The organism is Desulfopila sp. IMCC35008, assembly GCF_010646885.2.
Classification (GTDB): domain Bacteria; phylum Desulfobacterota; class Desulfobulbia; order Desulfobulbales; family Desulfocapsaceae; genus Desulfopila.
The window spans coordinates 5,461,384-5,477,881 of record NZ_CP050700.1 but is presented as its reverse complement, the minus strand read 5'-3'; the positions used below and the strand labels follow the sequence as shown (position 1 = coordinate 5,477,881).

The following is a 16,498-nucleotide window of genomic DNA, read 5'->3' as shown; positions in this document are numbered from 1 at the left end:
TGTCAATATTGTTTGTCTTCATTTTCAATTGCAGGTGTCTCATCTTGATGAATGTATATTGAGGTAGTGGGAAAGGTCGCGTGATCCCCATTTCTTGTGGAGAAGAATCTTGCAGCCTTTAAATAATCTGATAATTTACCCTCATGCGAACTTCCAACAGACAATTGCCGCTCTATGTGCAGATAGCAGAAGGGCTGGCGGACCGGATTGAGGCTGGAGAGCTTGAGGCAGGTGAGCGTTTAACCGCCGAAAGGGAACTCAGCAGGACACTCGGGGTGACCAGGGTCACCCTACGCCAGGCTTTGCAGCTTTTGGAAGCGGAGGGTCTCATCGAGAGGAGACGGGGCTCTGGTAACTATGTCGCGGAGCCCAAAATTGAACGCTCGGCAACTCGATTGAATCCATTTACCCAAGGTATGGAAAAATCGGGATATACTACCGGTGCAGAAGTCGTCTTACTCGAGCGAAGGGAGGCCAAGGTCTCTATTGCCAAACGGCTGAATATTCCTGTTTCGAGTGAGCTTCATTATTTTCATCGGATCCGGAGTCTGAACAGGCAACCGATTATGGTCGAGAAGTTCTATTTCCCTGTGAGTTATTTTCCAGGTCTTGATGAGGTGAACCTCAATGACAGGTCCGCTTATGAAGCCCTGCGCACACATTTTGGTATTGAAATTGTACGAGCACAACAATCCCTTGAGGCGGTAGCTGCTTCAGAGTATGAAGCAGAACTGCTAAAAATTGCAGTCGGAGCGCCATTGCTGCTCGAACGAAGAGTCGGATTTGACCAGGATATGCGGCCGGTTGAATACGCAAAGGATCTCTACCGGGGCGATCGCTTCAAATTTCTTCTTGATACCTCTCTTGGGGGTGAGGGGTGACTCGCTGTCGACATTGACCTTGGTATTTGTATATCATTCCTGTTTATCCCATTATTGCCAAAGCTCCTTCAGGTACAGACCGTTTTGGGCAAGATGTCCGTAACGAAAGATTAACGTAATCTCCCCTGATCCTGCCTTGCATTGGGCAGTCGTATCGTCTATCTTCCAATTGTGGCATATTGGTATATACCAATATGTCAATATTTGAGTGCACTGTTTATCACCATTGTCGAAAAAGAGTCAGGATACTTAAGGAGTGAGCAATGAGAATGGAGTTTACATATAACAGAACTTACAGGGGCAAGGTTCGTCTGGTGGTATTCGATTGGGCGGGAACCATGGTGGATTATGGTTGTCAGGCCCCAATTGCCGCTTTTGTCGCCGGATTCAAGGCGAAGGGCGTAAATGTAAGCATGGGGGCGGCACGTATTCCGATGGGCATGGAAAAACGTGAACATATCAAGACTGTTGCGGCCATGGACGAGGTGGCTCGTTTATGGCAGGAAGTACACGGGAGGGCTGTTCGTGAGCAGGACATCGATACAATGTATGATGAGTTTGCCGCCCTGCTCCTGGCAAGCATTGAGGCTAAAAGTAATCTTCTACCGGAGGTAATAGAAGCGGTAGCCGAGCTGCGAAAGCGAAACATCAAAATCGGAGCCAGTACTGGCTATTTTACCGAGGCAGCGGATATCGTGGTGAAGAAAGCTGCGTCACAGGGATATGCACCTGATTTTACCATCTGTGCTTCCGACGTGCCGGCAGGCAGACCCGAACCCTGGATGATTTTTCGGGTAATGGAGGCACTGGGCATCTATCCGCCAGAGGCAGTGGTTAATGTGGGGGACACCCCGATTGATATTGAGTCGGCACTCAACGCCGGGGTCTGGTCGGTGGGGGTGGCGGCGACCGGGAATCAGATGGGGGTGACCGAAGCAGAGATAAAAACACTTCCGGAAGAAGAGTATATGAGTCGGTTGCAAAAGGCGAGAAACAGTCTGGCCGCCGTCGGAGCCCATTACGTTATCGATACTATGGCAGACCTACCGTCAGTAATCGATTCGGTAGAGGCAGCATTGTCTGCAGGAGCAAGGCCCTGAGGTTTTCCCGAATTCAGCCTGCACCGGAAACTTTTGTCTTTATTCGGTAGCAGATCTATAAAAAGGAACGGGTCAGACCTAAGGTCTGACCCGGAAGGAAAGCTCAGCTGATCTTTTCCAGGCTCTTGGCCAAGGAAGAGAGGCCGGAGCCGCGCATCATGAAATAGGGTTTGTTGCTCTGTTTGCAATGGCGTTTGACACTGAGGCAGGCGTCATGGCTTACGCAATCTACGGGACATAGTACGGCATCTGCTTTTCCAATCATATTGGGTAACCGTGACTTGGCTATTTCTTTGCCGCCATCATGGTGCATAAAAGAGCCGCCCGCCTGTTCTATCATCTTTCTATAATGCTGAACAAGTTTGTGCATTCCCCCTACATAAAGGATTTTCTTGCCGCAGAGATCGGGGCCGGGACAGTTCTGTGTATTCTTATCTTCGCAGGTATCGCAATCGCTTCCAGCTGAGGCAAAGAGAGCCTGCTGGAGCCGTTTTATCTCTGTCTTTTGGGATGCGTTCTTATTTTGGAGGTCGGTACATTGCCTTTCAAGATCTCGATTGAGTTGGTCCGCATAGTCTATAATCTCTTCTGCTTCGCTGAGTTGATTCCGCAGGTTGATCAGTTCCTGATTGAGTTGTTCAACCTGCTGCCGACAGTTGTTGTCACTCTCTTTTATTGGTCTATGTTCTCTCATTTTATCTGACTCCGGTAAGAAATCGTGTTGTAAGGAAATCCAACATTATCAAGATGGTCTAACATTTATATAATGACCATGGTCCAGGCAGTCAAGTTTATGGAGTATGTTTTTTAGAGGCTCCTAACTCTGATTGGGAGAGATGTATGGTGTGCGGGATATGAACTCATGCCGGTAAAAAGAGCTTTTGCGCTTTATATGCGCCTGTCACCTCAGGAAGTGAAAGGAAGGATGAGCCCAAAGCAGGCCAGGACGCAACCCGAGAGTTTTTCAATATAGAAAATAGCACCTCCCAACCGGGCGCGGATCGCCGGACGCCCTATGAAAAGTACCACCCCACAATCCCAGAAAAAAACAATACTTACCATCCATAAGGCATAGAAACAGCGGGTTAAAAATCCAGTAGTCTCAGCAACCATAACGGTAAAGAGTGAGAGATAGAATATGGCGTTTTTGGGATTGAGAATGGCTGAACCGAATCCCAGCATAAACTGGCGGCCCATATGGTGTGTCCGGAGATGATTATTACCGGTAATGTTTTCCAGTGATTGTTTTGGGGCGCGAAGGAGTATGATACCTATAAAAACAAGGTAAGCTGCCCCGGCGTATCGTAAAAATGCCATCAGCAGTCCGAACTCTTTTATCACTTCAATACCGGTCACGGCGAAAAGAAGGTACAGCCCATTGGCAGTTGCTATGCCCCCGGATATTGCGAATCCGTAACGGAGTGGCAATCGCAACGCTGCCTGTATAAGCAGGAAAAAATCTGGCCCGGGGCTCAGAAGGGCCAGAAAATGGGCGGACGCGATGAGTAGAAATTCCATATCATTCTCCTTTGTTTGGTCTGAATAGGGAGAATGATAGACACAAAGTGTATCTGGTTATTGTACATAATTGACACCTCCTTTCACTTTACAAAATTCAGTCGGTACATTCGGGGAGTGGTGGCTGTTATCGCCTTGAAGTGACGATGGAGATGACTCTGGTCGAAAAAACCAGTCAAAAAGGCCGTTTCGGTAATGTCTTTCCCTTGTCTCAATAGTTCTTTAGCATGGTCGATTCGGCAATTCATGCGATAGGCATGAGGGGTGATTCCGGTGGCGTTTTTGAAACTGCGAAGAAGCGTATAGGGGTTGGCCCCAAGTTTTTGTGCCAGGGAGTTGAGCGGCAGGTCCTTCTGCAGGTCTTTTTGTAAGAGGTCGCGTAATAGCTCTGTATCTTCAGCACTTTTGCATAGCGGTGCTCCAGGATTACAAGCGATGGTAAAGACTTCACTGGCCAGTTCAAACAACATTTGTTCCTTTTCCTGAAGATAGACCTGAGGAGCCATAATTTTTTCCATGGTCCGACAGTAGGTATGAAACAATTGCCAATCGTCAATCCGTATCGCATCCGCCGGGATAAACAGGTCATTGTCCCACAAAGATTGTTGCACTCGGGCACACCAGTTGATGTCAAGATAGAGCATGAAGTAGCTGCGCCCTTCTTTGGTGACCGGGTTGCAGGAGTGCAGGGTCTCAGGATTGATTACCGCGAGCGAACCGGGCTTTAAAGAGGCTTGGCGTTTTTCAACAGTGTACAGCACCTCACCTGTATCGATTCCGCCGATGGAGAAGGTCCTGTGCATATGAGACTTGAAGGGGGCAGTACTCCCTGCCGAATACCGGGCTTCTGCAAATGGTAGATCGTCACTCTTAAAAAAGTTTTCTTTTTTCATTTTCCTGTTATTTAAAAACCATACCACTGATACTGAAACAATACTTTGGGCAGCTAAAAGAAGCAATGATCGGTTCCTGCAGCGATGAGTTATAACCGGAAAATTGACCCATAAACTTTACGGGACAGGAAACCTGAATTAACGTGAAACAACCGGGGCAGAAGGCGGCGTCGGAAATCCAATATGGTAATAATACCTGAGAGGTTCTTATGAAGGTTGTAAAGCTTGATGAAACTGCAGAATTTACACCAGGGGCGATGAAACGGTTTTTACTGGTTGATAATTCAGAGTATTTTAAGATAATTAACTTTAATCTCGATTCCGGGGTTACATTTCCAGTTCACTCGCACGACCTTGATGGCGAATTGTCTATACAGGTGTTGGAAGGGGAAGGTTACTTCTTGGGGGAGGAAGAGGCAAAAATACCCGCCAGGGAAGGTGATATCCTCATCTCGGAGATACGTGAGCCACACGGGGTGAAGGCTGTTACAAAAATGAGGATTATCGTCACCATCGCCCCTCCTATCTGAGAAGAGGAACCGGGGAGTGAAGAACCTTATATGATTGTAGACATTCCGTATAGAGGCGGATCAGGAATAAACAAAAAAAGAGAAGGATTGATACATGGAGAAAACCCGGATTCCGATGTATAAGGATGGACCGCCACAGAATCAGGTGAGCCCCGAGCCGTTTGTTGCAAAGCTTATAACGACCTCTGCTTTTCAAAGCTTTTTCAATACTATTTCAAACGGAGGTTTTCTCCTTTTTGCTGCGGCTTGTGTTGCTTTTATCTGGTCGAATGTGAGTCCGCAAGGTTATTTACATTTCTGGCACCAGGAGTTTGCAATTCATATCGGTTCTGCGGTTTTTTCTCATTCTCTTGCTCATTGGGTCAATGATGCCTTGATGACCTTTTTCTTTTTTACAGTCGGGTTGGAAATCAAGAGGGAGATGCTGGTCGGGGGGCTGTCGGATATACGTAAGGCGATATTGCCGGTGGCGGCGGCTGTTGGTGGTATGGTTGTTCCTGCCATTGTGTACTGGTTGTTTACCAGCGGAGGGGAGGGAACTTCCGGGTGGGGGATACCCATGGCGACCGATATCGCTTTTTCCCTGGCTGTGCTCTCCACCCTGGGTAAACGCGTTCCTTTTGGAATCCGGATATTCCTCACCGCCTTTGCTATTGCCGATGATCTGGGGGCAATCATGGTTATCGCCCTTTTTTATACCCCGCAGATTCATCTCACCTATCTGGCCGGGGCCTCAGCCGTTTGTCTGCTCCTCTTTCTGTTAAACAGGTTCTGGGTGCGTACTCCGCTGGCGTATGTGGCGGTCGGTCTTCTTCTCTGGGTTTTGATCGCCCATTCCGGTCTGCATGCCACTATCACCGGGGTTATTGTGGCGATGTTTATCCCTGCTAAAGGTAAATTCAATACGGATGTTTTCATGCGACTGGTCCGTGAGCGGTTGGAGGACATCCGCTGTAAGGGGGAGGCGTGTGGTTATACAATCATGGAAAACAGGAAACATCTTGATGCGGTACACGGCATTCACCAGGCGTGTCTGAAGCTGGAAACTCCTCTGCAAAGGATGGAGCACGGCATGGAGCCCTGGATTGCCTATCTTGTCTTGCCGCTTTTCGCTCTGGCAAACGGCGGGGTGGTGCTTGGTGACCTCGACCTTCAGGTGGCACTGCTGCATCCGGTGACCATTGGTGTTGCCGTTGGGCTCGGGCTTGGTAAGCCTGTCGGAATAGTTCTGTTTACCTGGCTTGCCACCAAAATCATGCGGGTGGATCTGATTGATGGAGTCAGCTGGTCGATGATAACCGGTGCCGGCTTTCTGGGGGGCATCGGTTTTACCATGTCCCTCTTTATTGCAGCACTTTCTTTCGACCAGCCGGTCTTTCAGGAATACGCCAAGATCGGCATTATCGCCGGTTCCATCTTCGGTGGCATAGCCGGCTATGTCCTGTTACGTACTGCGGTATCCCGCTGACTTAGGTGAGCATTGTGTAAATTCATTCATATATGGATATTGCTTCTAAAAGCTGTAAAATATAATTAAATAATGAATTTACACAATGCCTATGAGATATGCGGGTTAGCGAAAAGAGGAAGCCTCAACCGCCTGCCGCAAATCGTTGTAACACTTCTCGTCCATGCAGGTGAACATGATCATGGCCAGTCTGCCATGAACGATTGCAATATACTGGACGGCGGTCATGACCGGTTTTTTTGAGTTCGGATCGAGCAGGTTGATGGTGATGTTCTGGAATGGCTGTTTACCGAGGGTGATTATGTCTTCGCCGCTGTTAAAGAGTACTTCATTCTCATTTGCTATCTCTCTAAACTGGGTCACCGTATCCTTGAACAGCTCGTTCTTGAGATCCAGTATGGTCATTGATGTCAGTTCCTGGCCTTCATCTTCTATTAATACATAGCTCAGGTTATTTTCCTGGTCGTCGGTGATGGTAAGTTTTTCTTCCGGCGATTCCGGGGCGACTCTCTTCCAGCCAATTGGAATGGTAAAATCCCAGACCGGTATACTTACCATTGATGGTGGTGGCAGGGCTGGGGGAGCTGGGATAACCGGTCCTTTCCCATCAGGGTTGCTGAATCGTGAAGCATCAATGGCATCAAAGAGTTCTTGGCAGATGTCATCGGTACAGGAAATTCCGATGGTCACAGCCTTGTCGGCCATGGGGGCGACAAGGGTCATTGATTTCAAGGCAGGACGATTTGGAGCCTGCAGAACCCATAGTAATGAATCGAATACCTGGCCGTCGATAACAACCTGTTCCCTCTTGGATGTCCTTTGAGCCCCAGCCTTCTGGGCAGTGTAGAGCATAGAGGCCGAGATGGCCTCAAAATTTTTTTCCCTGAATTCCTCAAAAATAATGGAGTTCCTGATGTCATGCTCCTCAACCTGGAAGGCCACGTATGTCATGGGATTTTTCTGCAGACTCCAGCCTCTGCCGGGTTTGCCGGAAATGGATCCTGTGTCCTCCTTTTGAACTTCAATGTTCCACTCCCCCGGGAGGTGAAGCTGCCAACCGAAAATCGGGTCTGTAAAGGTGGTGGCTCTGCTTTGCGGGGGAGTTAAAAAAATCATTACCGTAAAGGCGAGTAACAGGACGAGTCGTTTGATAGAGGAATGCATGCTGATCTCCGTCTGAAGGTGTGAGAAACACATAATATATACAGAATGCTTCAGAATACTGTATCATTCAATCCCGACTTAAACAAAATCATATGAAAGAGTTTTTAATTATTTCCCGGCTTATTTTGAAAAATCGTACTGTTTAACCTACAATGATTTTTAGTGATAGGTGTTGTGACTTGGTCGAAATTCTGCTGTTGAGCCCCGAGAGGGAGGGGGGCACCTGTTGGTCATTTACCCCTGTTACTCTGAATATTGTATTTTTCTCAGAATGTTGAGGTCCATTGTCGCTTTGAGGGGGAAAGGTTTTTAATGAAAATACGCACTAAAATAACCCTTTACCTTGCCCCCTTTATCCTTGTAACCCTTATTGCCATCTTCCTGCTTAATTATCATGTGGTTCGAAGTAAACTAGGTGAAAACGCAAACTTAGAGCTTGTAAAGATAGAAGAGAATGTATACCGCTCGACGGTTGCGTTGCTCGATTCTGCCATTTCCAATTATCTTCGTGGGATAACCGATAAGAATCTGAACTATGTGGAGAGGCAGTATTATGCGGTTCTGGCAGGAACACAGAGCAAGGAAAAAGCGGTTGACAAGATACAGGAATATTTCAACCATCAGCTCATCGGTATGAGCGGTTATATGGCGGCGGTGAAGGAGCAGAGTGACAACATCTATCTCGACCTTCACCCATTCCTGGCTGGGGAGGACTGCACCATAACAGAAGGATGCCAGGCCTGGGCGGAGACCCGAAATGGCTATACCGAGTATGATTGGAAGAACCCGAATGATGATACATTTCGAAAAAAGGCTGCCTATGTTCGTGAATTTCCACCCTGGAACTGGATAATTGGCGCATCTTCCTATCGTGACGAGTTTCTTAAGCTCGTTAACATTGATGACCTTCGCAACCTTATCCAGCCGATACAAATTAATAAAAGTGGGTATTTTATTGTTTTCAGTGATGAAGGTGAGGTGCTTATCCATCCGGAACTGGAGCATTTAGACGAGAAAAACCTGATAAACAGCGAAGGCCGGAATGTTGTTGATTTACTGATAGAGGGGGCCGGGAAATACATTACCTATAAGTGGAAAAATCCATCCGAAAAAAAAGAACGACTCAAATATGCGTTTGGCCAGAAGCTTGAAGGATACAACTGGTACCTGATTGCCACGGGTTATGTGAGTGAAATATATGAGCCGATTAAATATTTTCGTGAGTTGACAATTTTTCTGGTGCTGGTTGCCGGTTGTGCCCTGGCGGCCATTATCTTTCGTGTGAGTAGGGATATTTCGTTTCCCCTGTACAGGATGGAAGAAGGTATTAACAGTTTTTATGCACGAAAGGAGCCTTTTCACTGGAAAGAGAAGAACATCAGTGAGATAGATGTTCTTGGCAGCGCCTTTGCCCGTATGACCCAGGAGCTGAACCACTCGGTGCAGGATCTGGAAGAAAAAAATCGTGAACTGGCTGAGTCGGAAGAGGCCAAGGAGGGGGCCCGGCATTTTCTTGATTCAATTATCAATTCGATGCCGTCAGTGATCATCGGGGTTGATCCAAGTTTTGTGGTGACGGAGTGGAACCGCCAGGCCGAGAAGGTTACAGGGTTTGCACGGGATGAGGCGAAGGGGACTTTGCTGTACGATCTTTGCGATTGGCTGGATCCCTATCGGGAAGCGCTGGAAGAAAACCTGGTAGCCAATGAGGTGAAGGTGTTCCCCCTGACCAGGATTGATGAACGTGGAGCAACGGTGTACTCCGAGCTGACCGTCTATCCCCTGGTGGTTTCCGGCTATGAAGGGGCCGTCCTGCGCATGGATGAAGTGACCGATCGAGTGGAGATGGAACAACGACTCCGGCAGAGCCAGAAGATGGATGCGGTTGGACAGTTGGCAGGCGGGGTTGCCCATGATTTCAACAATATGCTCTCGGGCATCATTGGCTCAGCGGAACTGCTCAGCATCAAGGTCGGACCCGAGGAGCAGAAACTGGTCAGGATCATTACAGAGGCCTCTGGCCGTGCCGGGGAGTTGATCCAGAAACTCCTGGCATTCTCCAGGAAGGCCGGAATGGATTTTGGGCCCGTTGATATGCATGAGATTATTGAGAGTACAGTGGAGATATTGGAGAGAAGCCTTGATAAAAAGATCTCCATACAAAAAAGGCTTCTGGCAGAGACAGTAACGGTCATGGGGGAGTGGACCCAGCTTCAGAATAGCCTTCTTAATATCGGCATCAATGCAGGGCATGCCATGGAAAACGGAGGAGGAGAGCTGAATTTTACTACCTCAACAGTTGTTCTTGATTCTGTCTATTGTGAAATGTCACCTTTTGCTCTACAGCCGGGCAGATTTTTGCAGGTCCTCATTCGTGATACCGGTTGTGGCATCAGCAATGATAACCTCAAGCGGATATTCGAGCCTTTTTTTACCACAAGAGACCAGGACAAGGGGACCGGGCTCGGCCTGGCTGCGGTGTATGGAGCAATGCAACAACACCATGGTGCAGTTTCTGTTTACAGCGAGCTGAATGAGGGAACGGAGTTCAGCATGTTACTGCCTCTCGCAGAGGGAGAAACAGCAGTATCGGCCAAAGAGCAGAAACTGGTACCCGGAACCGGCTGTATCCTGATTGTCGATGATGAACCTGTTGTCAGAATCACTGCCCGGCTGATGCTGGAGAAGATCGGTTACAGGGTGCTTGAAGCGGAACACGGCCTGGAAGGGGTAAAAGTATACCAGCGGCATAAGCGAGAGGTGGACGTAGTGTTGCTTGATATGGTTATGCCGGTTATGGATGGCACAAGTTGTTTTTACAAACTGCAGGAGGTCAACCCTGATGTTCGGGTGGTTATCTCTTCCGGTTTTACGCGTGATGCGGATCTTGGCGGGTTGAGAGAGAAAGGGTTGAAAGGTTTTGTCCGAAAACCATTTAACATGGCAGAACTGAGCGAAGTCCTGGCGGAAGTACTCAATCTGCAGCCAGGCAAGGCTATCTCGTAAAGAGTTTTCTCACATCTTTTAAATATTGGGAAGGGCAGACAACTATCACCCTTTCATTTTTCTGGATGTGGGTGTCTCCCACGGCAATGGTCCAGCTGTTGTTGCGGTAGACACTGCCGATGATGAGCTTGTCATGGTAGTACGGGTCAAGTTTGGAGAGCGGTCTCCTGGTTATTGCGGACTTGGGATTTGCCACAAGCTCGACCACTTCTGCATCGAATCCGTATAGGTGGGCCACAGAGAAGAGCTCATTGCGACGAATGAATTTAAGGATTTCATTGCCAGCCATCACCTTCTTGTTCAGGACAATGTTGGAACCGGTCGTAGCGGCAAGCACCAGGTAATCTTCCTTGGTAACCAGCGAGATGGTCCGGACGTCCGCTGTCTGATCGTTTTCCTGCTGCCTGAGCATGAGGTTTTTTACCAGCAGGCAGCTCATGATGTTGGTTTCGTTCTCACCGGTGGTGGCAATGAAGGTGTCAATATTGAACAGCCCTGCAGCGTTAAGCACATCGCCGTCGGAGCCGTCCCCGCAAAGGACCTCGGTATGGGCGAGCTGGGTGGTAAGCAGTTCGGCCCGGGCCTCATCGTTTTCAACGATGGTTACTTTTACCTCTTTCTCCAGGAGTTCGGCAACTCGCAGGCCGACCCTGCCCCCTCCAAGAATCATTACCTTTTGCTGGCGGCGATGTATGACCTGGCAAAGCTCCATGAGCTGTGACAGATCCCTGTCGGCAGCCATGATAAATACCTGGTCGTGGGGTTGCAGGGTGTAACTGCCCCCCGGGATGGCAGTGGAGATGCCACGGGCAACGGCGACTACGCGGAAAGGGAACTCGTTGAACTCCCGGGCAATATCTTTTAATGCCTTGTCGGCAAAGGGGGAGCCGGGGCCGATCTCTGTCGCCAGCAGCTTGAGATCACCGCCGGCGATATCGATGATCTCGTTCCCCGCGTTCAGTTTTATCAGCCGGACAATCTCTTCTGCGGCAAGATCTTCCGGGTTGATCAGCAGGTCAATTTTCAGGTCGTCGGAGGAGAGAACAGACTCCTCATGGCCAAAATCACGGCTGCGTACCCGTATGATCTTCTTCTGGATACCTAAACGGTCGCCGATAATCGAAGCCAGCATGTTCATGGCATCGTTGTCCGTAACTGCGATCAGGTACTCTACCTTCCCGGCGACAGCTTCCTGCCAGCGGCTGATATCCATGGCGCTTCCCTTGACCAGTTTGGCGTCGATCTGGCCATCCGCTCTGGAGAGCACTTTGGCATCAGGTTCGATTATGGTGATGGCATACTCTTCATGGGCAAGCCTCTTGGCAAGATAGTAGCCGACGCCGCCCAACCCCAGTATGAGGATCCGTTCAGGAGATGACTTCTTTTTTTTGTTAATGATGGCCATGTGCTGTCCTCGTCATATTTTATGACATGCAGGGAAACGATATTCGGTTTTCATACAGGATAGGTAGCCTGTTGTCAATACGGGCAAATTGGTACAATGATTGCAAGCTTTAAGTGAGAGTATCTTTGAATCATTTAATTGAGGAGGTAATTATGGACATGAGTATCGGTAATATGGCCGCAAGGGAAACATCCCTGAACAAGGCCAGTGTCGGTCAGGATATTCTCCTGAAAACTCTTGAAAAATCAGAGGAAGCCCAGCAGAGGAACGAGGCGGCGACACCCCGTCCTGTGGAGCGGCTGGAGGCGGACAAGCAAGGACGAATAGATATTTATGCATAAATGGCGTTAATTACGGATCTGTAATTGGCGTTTCACATTAGTCACAATTTTTTGTAATTGATGGTTGCTCAATAGGTATCTTGAGGTGTGGGGCCGATATCCTTTGCCTGAGTGCCCTGAACCAATGAGTTGGCCGCAACAGGTCTCCTTCTATTTTTCCTCCAGGCGCCACTTCTCTTTCAGGCACTGTATAGATGCGTGATTGGTAAGGTCGAGATGAATCGGGGTGACCGAGGCATATCCATCATGGATCGCCTTGACATCCGTATCCCTCCTCTCATCCCTTACCGGAGTCCCTCCGCCTATCCAATAACGGGGCCTCCCCCATGGGTCGCTTGTTTCCTTGATCGCATTTTCCCATAGCCTCTGACCCTGTCTGGTCACTTTTATCCCCTTGCAATCCTGTCCTGATGGGACGTTGAGGTTGATAAGGGTCTTGTGGGGTAATTCGTTTTCCATGATTGTTACTGCAAGTTGACACGAGAGGGTCTGGGCCGCGGTATAATCAAGTGGCGCATCACCTGCAACGGAAACGGCCATGGACGGAACACCGTACATGGTTCCTTCCATGGCAGCGGAGACGGTGCCGGAGTAGGAAATGTCGTCACCCAGGTTGGGACCGGTGTTGATGCCGGAGAGCAGCAGATCCGGTTTGGCACCAAGAATCTGGCCCAGGGCCAGTATCACGCAGTCCGTTGGAGTGCCGTCCACGGTGTAGATATCCTCATCTATCCTGTTGAGACGCAGCGGCCTGGTCATGGTGAGGGCATGGGAGACTGCAGAGTTGTCCCTGTCCGGAGCGACTACGATGGTTCTGCCAAGATCCCGAACACTTTCTGCCAGTGCTTCAAGGCCCGGGCTGTGAATACCGTCATCGTTGGTGATCACAATTGTACGCATATTATTTCTCCAGGGAACTGCTTCTGTTCCATTATTAATGAAATTTTGTTACTGCTGTATCCCAGAATGTTTCCACCACGGGGTTCTGCCTATTCTTCTCGAGTGTACAGATACCGACGGCAAAAGGTTTCAATTCCGGTTGAACCTGTAAAATGGTTACCTGATCTTGCAATAAACTCTGGTCGAGGACCAGCTTGGGGACAACGCCGATGCCGCACCCCATTCCGACCATGGCGATAATCGCCTCGTTTCCTGCCACCTGGGAATAGATATTCGGGCTTATGTTTTTATCAAGAAACCAACGGTCTACCCTCTCCCTGCTCAGTCCCCTTTCCGGCACAATAATCGGACTGCGTCGCCAGTCAATGTTTCCATTCCGGTAGGCTATCGAGTGGTTTTCGCCGGTTGGACCGATGAAGATGAGTGGTGTCGAGACAAGCTCAAGAAAGTCGTGTCCTGCAGGGAGGTTGTCCGGGAGGGCAGCCACCGCGATATCCGCTTCAGAACTGTGCAACTTGTTGAGTGCAATGGCGGCATCGCCTGTCTCCAGGTGTAATTGGACATCAGGGTGCGAGGTTCTGAATGTTGTGAGTAATGCCGGCAAAATGGAGAGTATGGCAGTAACCGAGCAGTAGACCGTCAGTTCGCCCTGCAGAGTGTTGTCTCCCCGTAAACGGTCCTGCAACCGATACCAGCTGAATATTGCCTCTTCAGCATATTCCTTGAAGATTTCTCCGGCAGGAGTAAGGCTGACCGATCTCCTGCTGCGATAGAAAAGTTCGTGGCCCAGCTCATTCTCCAGCCTTTGCATGGCACGGGTGAGACCGGAGGGCGTGATGTTGCATGCCTGGCTGGTTTTGCCAAAATGGAGGGTTCCCGTGAGATGACGAAACAGTTTTAATTCCCTTATGTTCATATTTTTGCGAAATATTAAGCTGATAAGAAAATGAAAGAAAAACAGTGGGAACGTGTAACATGCTGATATGTCATTTAATAATATGTGAATATATCAGTTTAACCATTTTGTTGCGGAACAGGCAACACTGTATCACGGATAATTCACTTGACGCAACATGTCTTTCTCAATATATCAGGTCCAGATGTCTTTACAGGCGAGGAGTTATACCCGATACAGAACAAAAAATCAGGGAGATAGATATGGGTGAGAATTATTTCAATACGTTGCCGCTGCGCAGGCAACTGGAAGAGCTGTCACAATGCCGTTTCATGGATCCGTCAGAGTTCGATGGTGTAGAAGCGTTGAAAGGTAAAAAAGTTGTCATTGTCGGCTGTGGTGCCCAGGGCTTGAATCAGGGGCTCAATCTGCGTGACAGCGGTCTGGACGTTGCATATGCACTTCGTGAAAGTGCCATAACCGATAAAAGGCAGTCGTGGAAGAATGCTTCCGAGAATGCGTTTGAGGTGGGGACTTACGAGGAAAAGATCCCTACAGCAGATCTGGTCATCAACCTGACCCCGGATAAGCAGCATACCGGGGTTGTCTCTGCGGTCATGCCGCTTATGAAACAAGGGGCCTGCCTCTCCTATTCCCACGGTTTCAATATCGTGGAGGAGGGAATGCAGATTCGGGACGACATAACGGTCATTATGGTCGCTCCTAAAGGGCCCGGTACTGAGGTGCGGGAAGAATATAAGCGTGGATTTGGTATCCCGACCCTTATCGCCGTACATGGCGAAAACGATCCAAACGGCGAAGGCTGGGATCTGGCCAAGGCATATTGTTGCGCCACTGGTGGTGATCGCGCCGGTGTTCTCCAGTCCTCTTTTATTGCTGAGGTAAAGTCTGACCTGATGGGTGAGCAGACTATCCTGTGCGGTATCCTGCAGGTTGGTTCGCTGCTGATGTTCGATAAAATGGTCGAAAAAGGGATCGACAGTGGATACGCTTCTAAGTTTATCCAGTATGGCTGGGAGGTTGTGACCGAGGCGCTGAAGCACGGTGGTATTACCAATATGCTGGATCGTCTGTCCAATCCGGCCAAGATCAAGGCCTGCCAGCTGGCCGATGAGCTGAAAGTGATATTGCTGCCTCTTTTTGAAAAACACATGGACGATATCATGTCCGGTCATTTTTCCACAACCATGATGGCGGACTGGGCCAATGATGATGCTGATCTGTTGGGCTGGCGCAAAGAGTCGCAGGAGTCCGCTTTTGAGCAGGCTGAAAACAGCGACCAGGAGATTTCTGAGCAGGAATATTTCGATAAAGGCATCCTGATGATCGCTTTTGTGAAAGCCGGTGTGGAGATGGCCTTTGACGTGATGGTCTCTGCCGGTATCAAGGAAGAGTCTGCATACTATGAGTCACTGCATGAGACCCCCCTTATCGCGAATACCATTGCTCGTAAGAAGCTATACGAGATGAACGTTGTTATTTCCGATACTGCAGAATACGGTAATTACCTCTTTGCCAATGCAGCCAAACCGATGCTCACCGATTTTATGAAGGGAATCGATGTGGACGTAATTGGTAAGGGTCTTGAGGTCACAGATAACGGTGTGGATAATATCGAACTTATCCGGGTCAATGAGGCTATTCGGTATACAACCGTTGAAGCGGTCGGTGAAGAGCTGCGTATGCACATGGGAGCGATGAAACCGATTGTCTAAGGTGTATATGAATCGGTATCCATTTAAAAATATTTAGTTTTTTTATTCCTGTTGTAAAAACCCCGGCGGACTTGGTTCTGCTGGGGTTTTTTTGTTTGCAGCCATGGCGGGTGAGGAGGGATAGAGCTTTTGAGCGTTGTAATTGTTGGGAAAATGTAAGGCTGGACGGATAAGGTGCGGAATAATCAACAGCATGAACGGGTGAGATACCTGACATCTGTTGAACATCCGTTTGTGGTGTTGAACGTTACACTGGGCGGGTGATGTTTTCATGGCCAGGAAAACAGTAATTGAAGATCACATTCTTATTAAATCCATGAAGTATCAAAAAGGAGTTTTCCATGAAGAATATCTGCCTGACCCTGGCAATCGTTTTTTCCCTTTTTATCTCGATTCCATCTTTATCTGTCGACAGTTATGCGGCGAAGTCAGCGACAAGTGCAACAGAAACGGTCGCAAAACAAGCGGTTAAAGTCGACATTAACGATGCGGATGTAAAACTACTCAGTACCATTCCCGGTATCGGCCCGAAAACAGCGGAAGCAATCGTTGCCTACAGGAAGGCCAACGGTTCATTTGCTTCGATCGATGATTTGGTTAAGGTGAAAGGAATAGGGGAAAAGAAACTGGCGAAGATGAAACCGTTTCTAAAGAGTTAGCA

Annotated in this window: 15 protein-coding genes; 8 read left to right on the top strand and 7 right to left on the bottom strand. The window is 48.8% G+C overall.

All coding sequences use genetic code 11. The features are described from left to right. Positions 1-143 precede the first annotated feature (143 nt). Positions 144-881 (top strand): GntR family transcriptional regulator, encoded by a 738-nt coding sequence (locus GA520_RS23405; RefSeq protein ID WP_163335838.1) that lies wholly within the window; start codon positions 144-146, stop codon positions 879-881. A gap of 263 nt (positions 882-1,144) precedes the next feature. After that, entirely contained in the window at positions 1,145-1,981 is an 837-nt protein-coding gene (phnX, locus tag GA520_RS23400; protein WP_163335837.1) for a phosphonoacetaldehyde hydrolase, read from the top strand. Between the two features lie 103 nt (positions 1,982-2,084). Here phnX and GA520_RS23395 read toward each other — a convergent pair whose 3' ends face one another. The 3 genes from GA520_RS23395 to GA520_RS23385 form a co-directional block, all read right to left on the bottom strand. Next, positions 2,085-2,675, bottom strand: coding sequence for a DUF2325 domain-containing protein (locus GA520_RS23395; RefSeq protein WP_163335836.1), 591 nt, complete (start codon positions 2,673-2,675; stop codon positions 2,085-2,087). Between the two features lie 212 nt (positions 2,676-2,887). Beyond that, positions 2,888-3,499: a LysE family translocator gene (locus tag GA520_RS23390; protein ID WP_163335835.1), complete on the bottom strand. Its 612-nt coding sequence runs from the start codon at positions 3,497-3,499 to the stop codon at positions 2,888-2,890. Positions 3,500-3,582: 83 nt separating this feature from the next. After that, on the bottom strand, positions 3,583-4,392 hold the full coding sequence (locus GA520_RS23385) for a helix-turn-helix transcriptional regulator (RefSeq protein ID WP_163335834.1): 810 nt from the start codon (positions 4,390-4,392) through the stop codon (positions 3,583-3,585). A 209-nt stretch (positions 4,393-4,601) separates the two neighbouring features. Here GA520_RS23385 and GA520_RS23380 point away from each other — a divergent pair, with 209 nt between their 5' ends. Then, on the top strand, positions 4,602-4,922 hold the full coding sequence (locus tag GA520_RS23380; RefSeq protein WP_163335833.1) for a cupin: 321 nt from the start codon (positions 4,602-4,604) through the stop codon (positions 4,920-4,922). Positions 4,923-5,016: 94 nt separating this feature from the next. After that, positions 5,017-6,390 carry a Na+/H+ antiporter NhaA gene (nhaA, locus tag GA520_RS23375; RefSeq protein WP_163335832.1) on the top strand — a complete coding sequence of 458 codons (1,374 nt, stop codon included), beginning with the start codon at positions 5,017-5,019 and terminating at the stop codon, positions 6,388-6,390. A 105-nt stretch (positions 6,391-6,495) separates the two neighbouring features. On the opposite strand, the gene GA520_RS23370 is transcribed toward nhaA, so the two are convergent. Beyond that, the gene (locus tag GA520_RS23370; protein ID WP_163335831.1) at positions 6,496-7,554 is read right to left on the bottom strand and encodes a hypothetical protein; all 1,059 of its coding nucleotides are present in this window, start codon (positions 7,552-7,554) and stop codon (positions 6,496-6,498) included. A 312-nt stretch (positions 7,555-7,866) separates the two neighbouring features. On the opposite strand from GA520_RS23370, the gene GA520_RS23365 reads away from it, so the two are divergent. Then, positions 7,867-10,560, top strand: a complete 2,694-nt coding sequence (locus tag GA520_RS23365; RefSeq protein ID WP_163335830.1) for a cache domain-containing protein — start codon at positions 7,867-7,869, stop codon at positions 10,558-10,560. Here the strand turns inward: GA520_RS23365 and trkA are convergent. Continuing rightward, entirely contained in the window at positions 10,550-11,965 is a 1,416-nt protein-coding gene (gene trkA / locus GA520_RS23360; protein ID WP_240910024.1) for a Trk system potassium transporter TrkA, read from the bottom strand. The genes GA520_RS23365 and trkA overlap by 11 nt on opposite strands. A 152-nt stretch (positions 11,966-12,117) precedes the next feature. Between trkA and GA520_RS23355 the strand changes: the two genes are divergently transcribed. Continuing rightward, positions 12,118-12,306 (top strand): hypothetical protein, encoded by a 189-nt coding sequence (locus GA520_RS23355; protein WP_163335829.1) that lies wholly within the window; start codon positions 12,118-12,120, stop codon positions 12,304-12,306. Between the two features lie 150 nt (positions 12,307-12,456). Here the strand turns inward: GA520_RS23355 and surE are convergent, their stop codons facing one another. Together surE and ilvY are read right to left on the bottom strand one after the other, a co-directional pair. Continuing rightward, positions 12,457-13,206: a 5'/3'-nucleotidase SurE gene (surE, locus tag GA520_RS23350; protein ID WP_163335828.1), complete on the bottom strand. Its 750-nt coding sequence runs from the start codon at positions 13,204-13,206 to the stop codon at positions 12,457-12,459. 34 nt (positions 13,207-13,240) lie between these two features. Next, on the bottom strand, positions 13,241-14,122 hold the full coding sequence (gene ilvY / locus GA520_RS23345) for an HTH-type transcriptional activator IlvY (RefSeq protein ID WP_163335827.1): 882 nt from the start codon (positions 14,120-14,122) through the stop codon (positions 13,241-13,243). A gap of 242 nt (positions 14,123-14,364) precedes the next feature. Between ilvY and ilvC the strand changes: the two genes are divergently transcribed. Continuing rightward, complete coding sequence (gene ilvC / locus GA520_RS23340) at positions 14,365-15,837, top strand: ketol-acid reductoisomerase (protein WP_163335826.1); 1,473 nt, start codon at positions 14,365-14,367, stop codon at positions 15,835-15,837. 341 nt (positions 15,838-16,178) lie between these two features. Further along, the gene (locus GA520_RS23335; protein ID WP_163335825.1) at positions 16,179-16,496 is read left to right on the top strand and encodes a helix-hairpin-helix domain-containing protein; all 318 of its coding nucleotides are present in this window, start codon (positions 16,179-16,181) and stop codon (positions 16,494-16,496) included. The last annotated feature ends 2 nt before the right edge of the window (positions 16,497-16,498 follow it).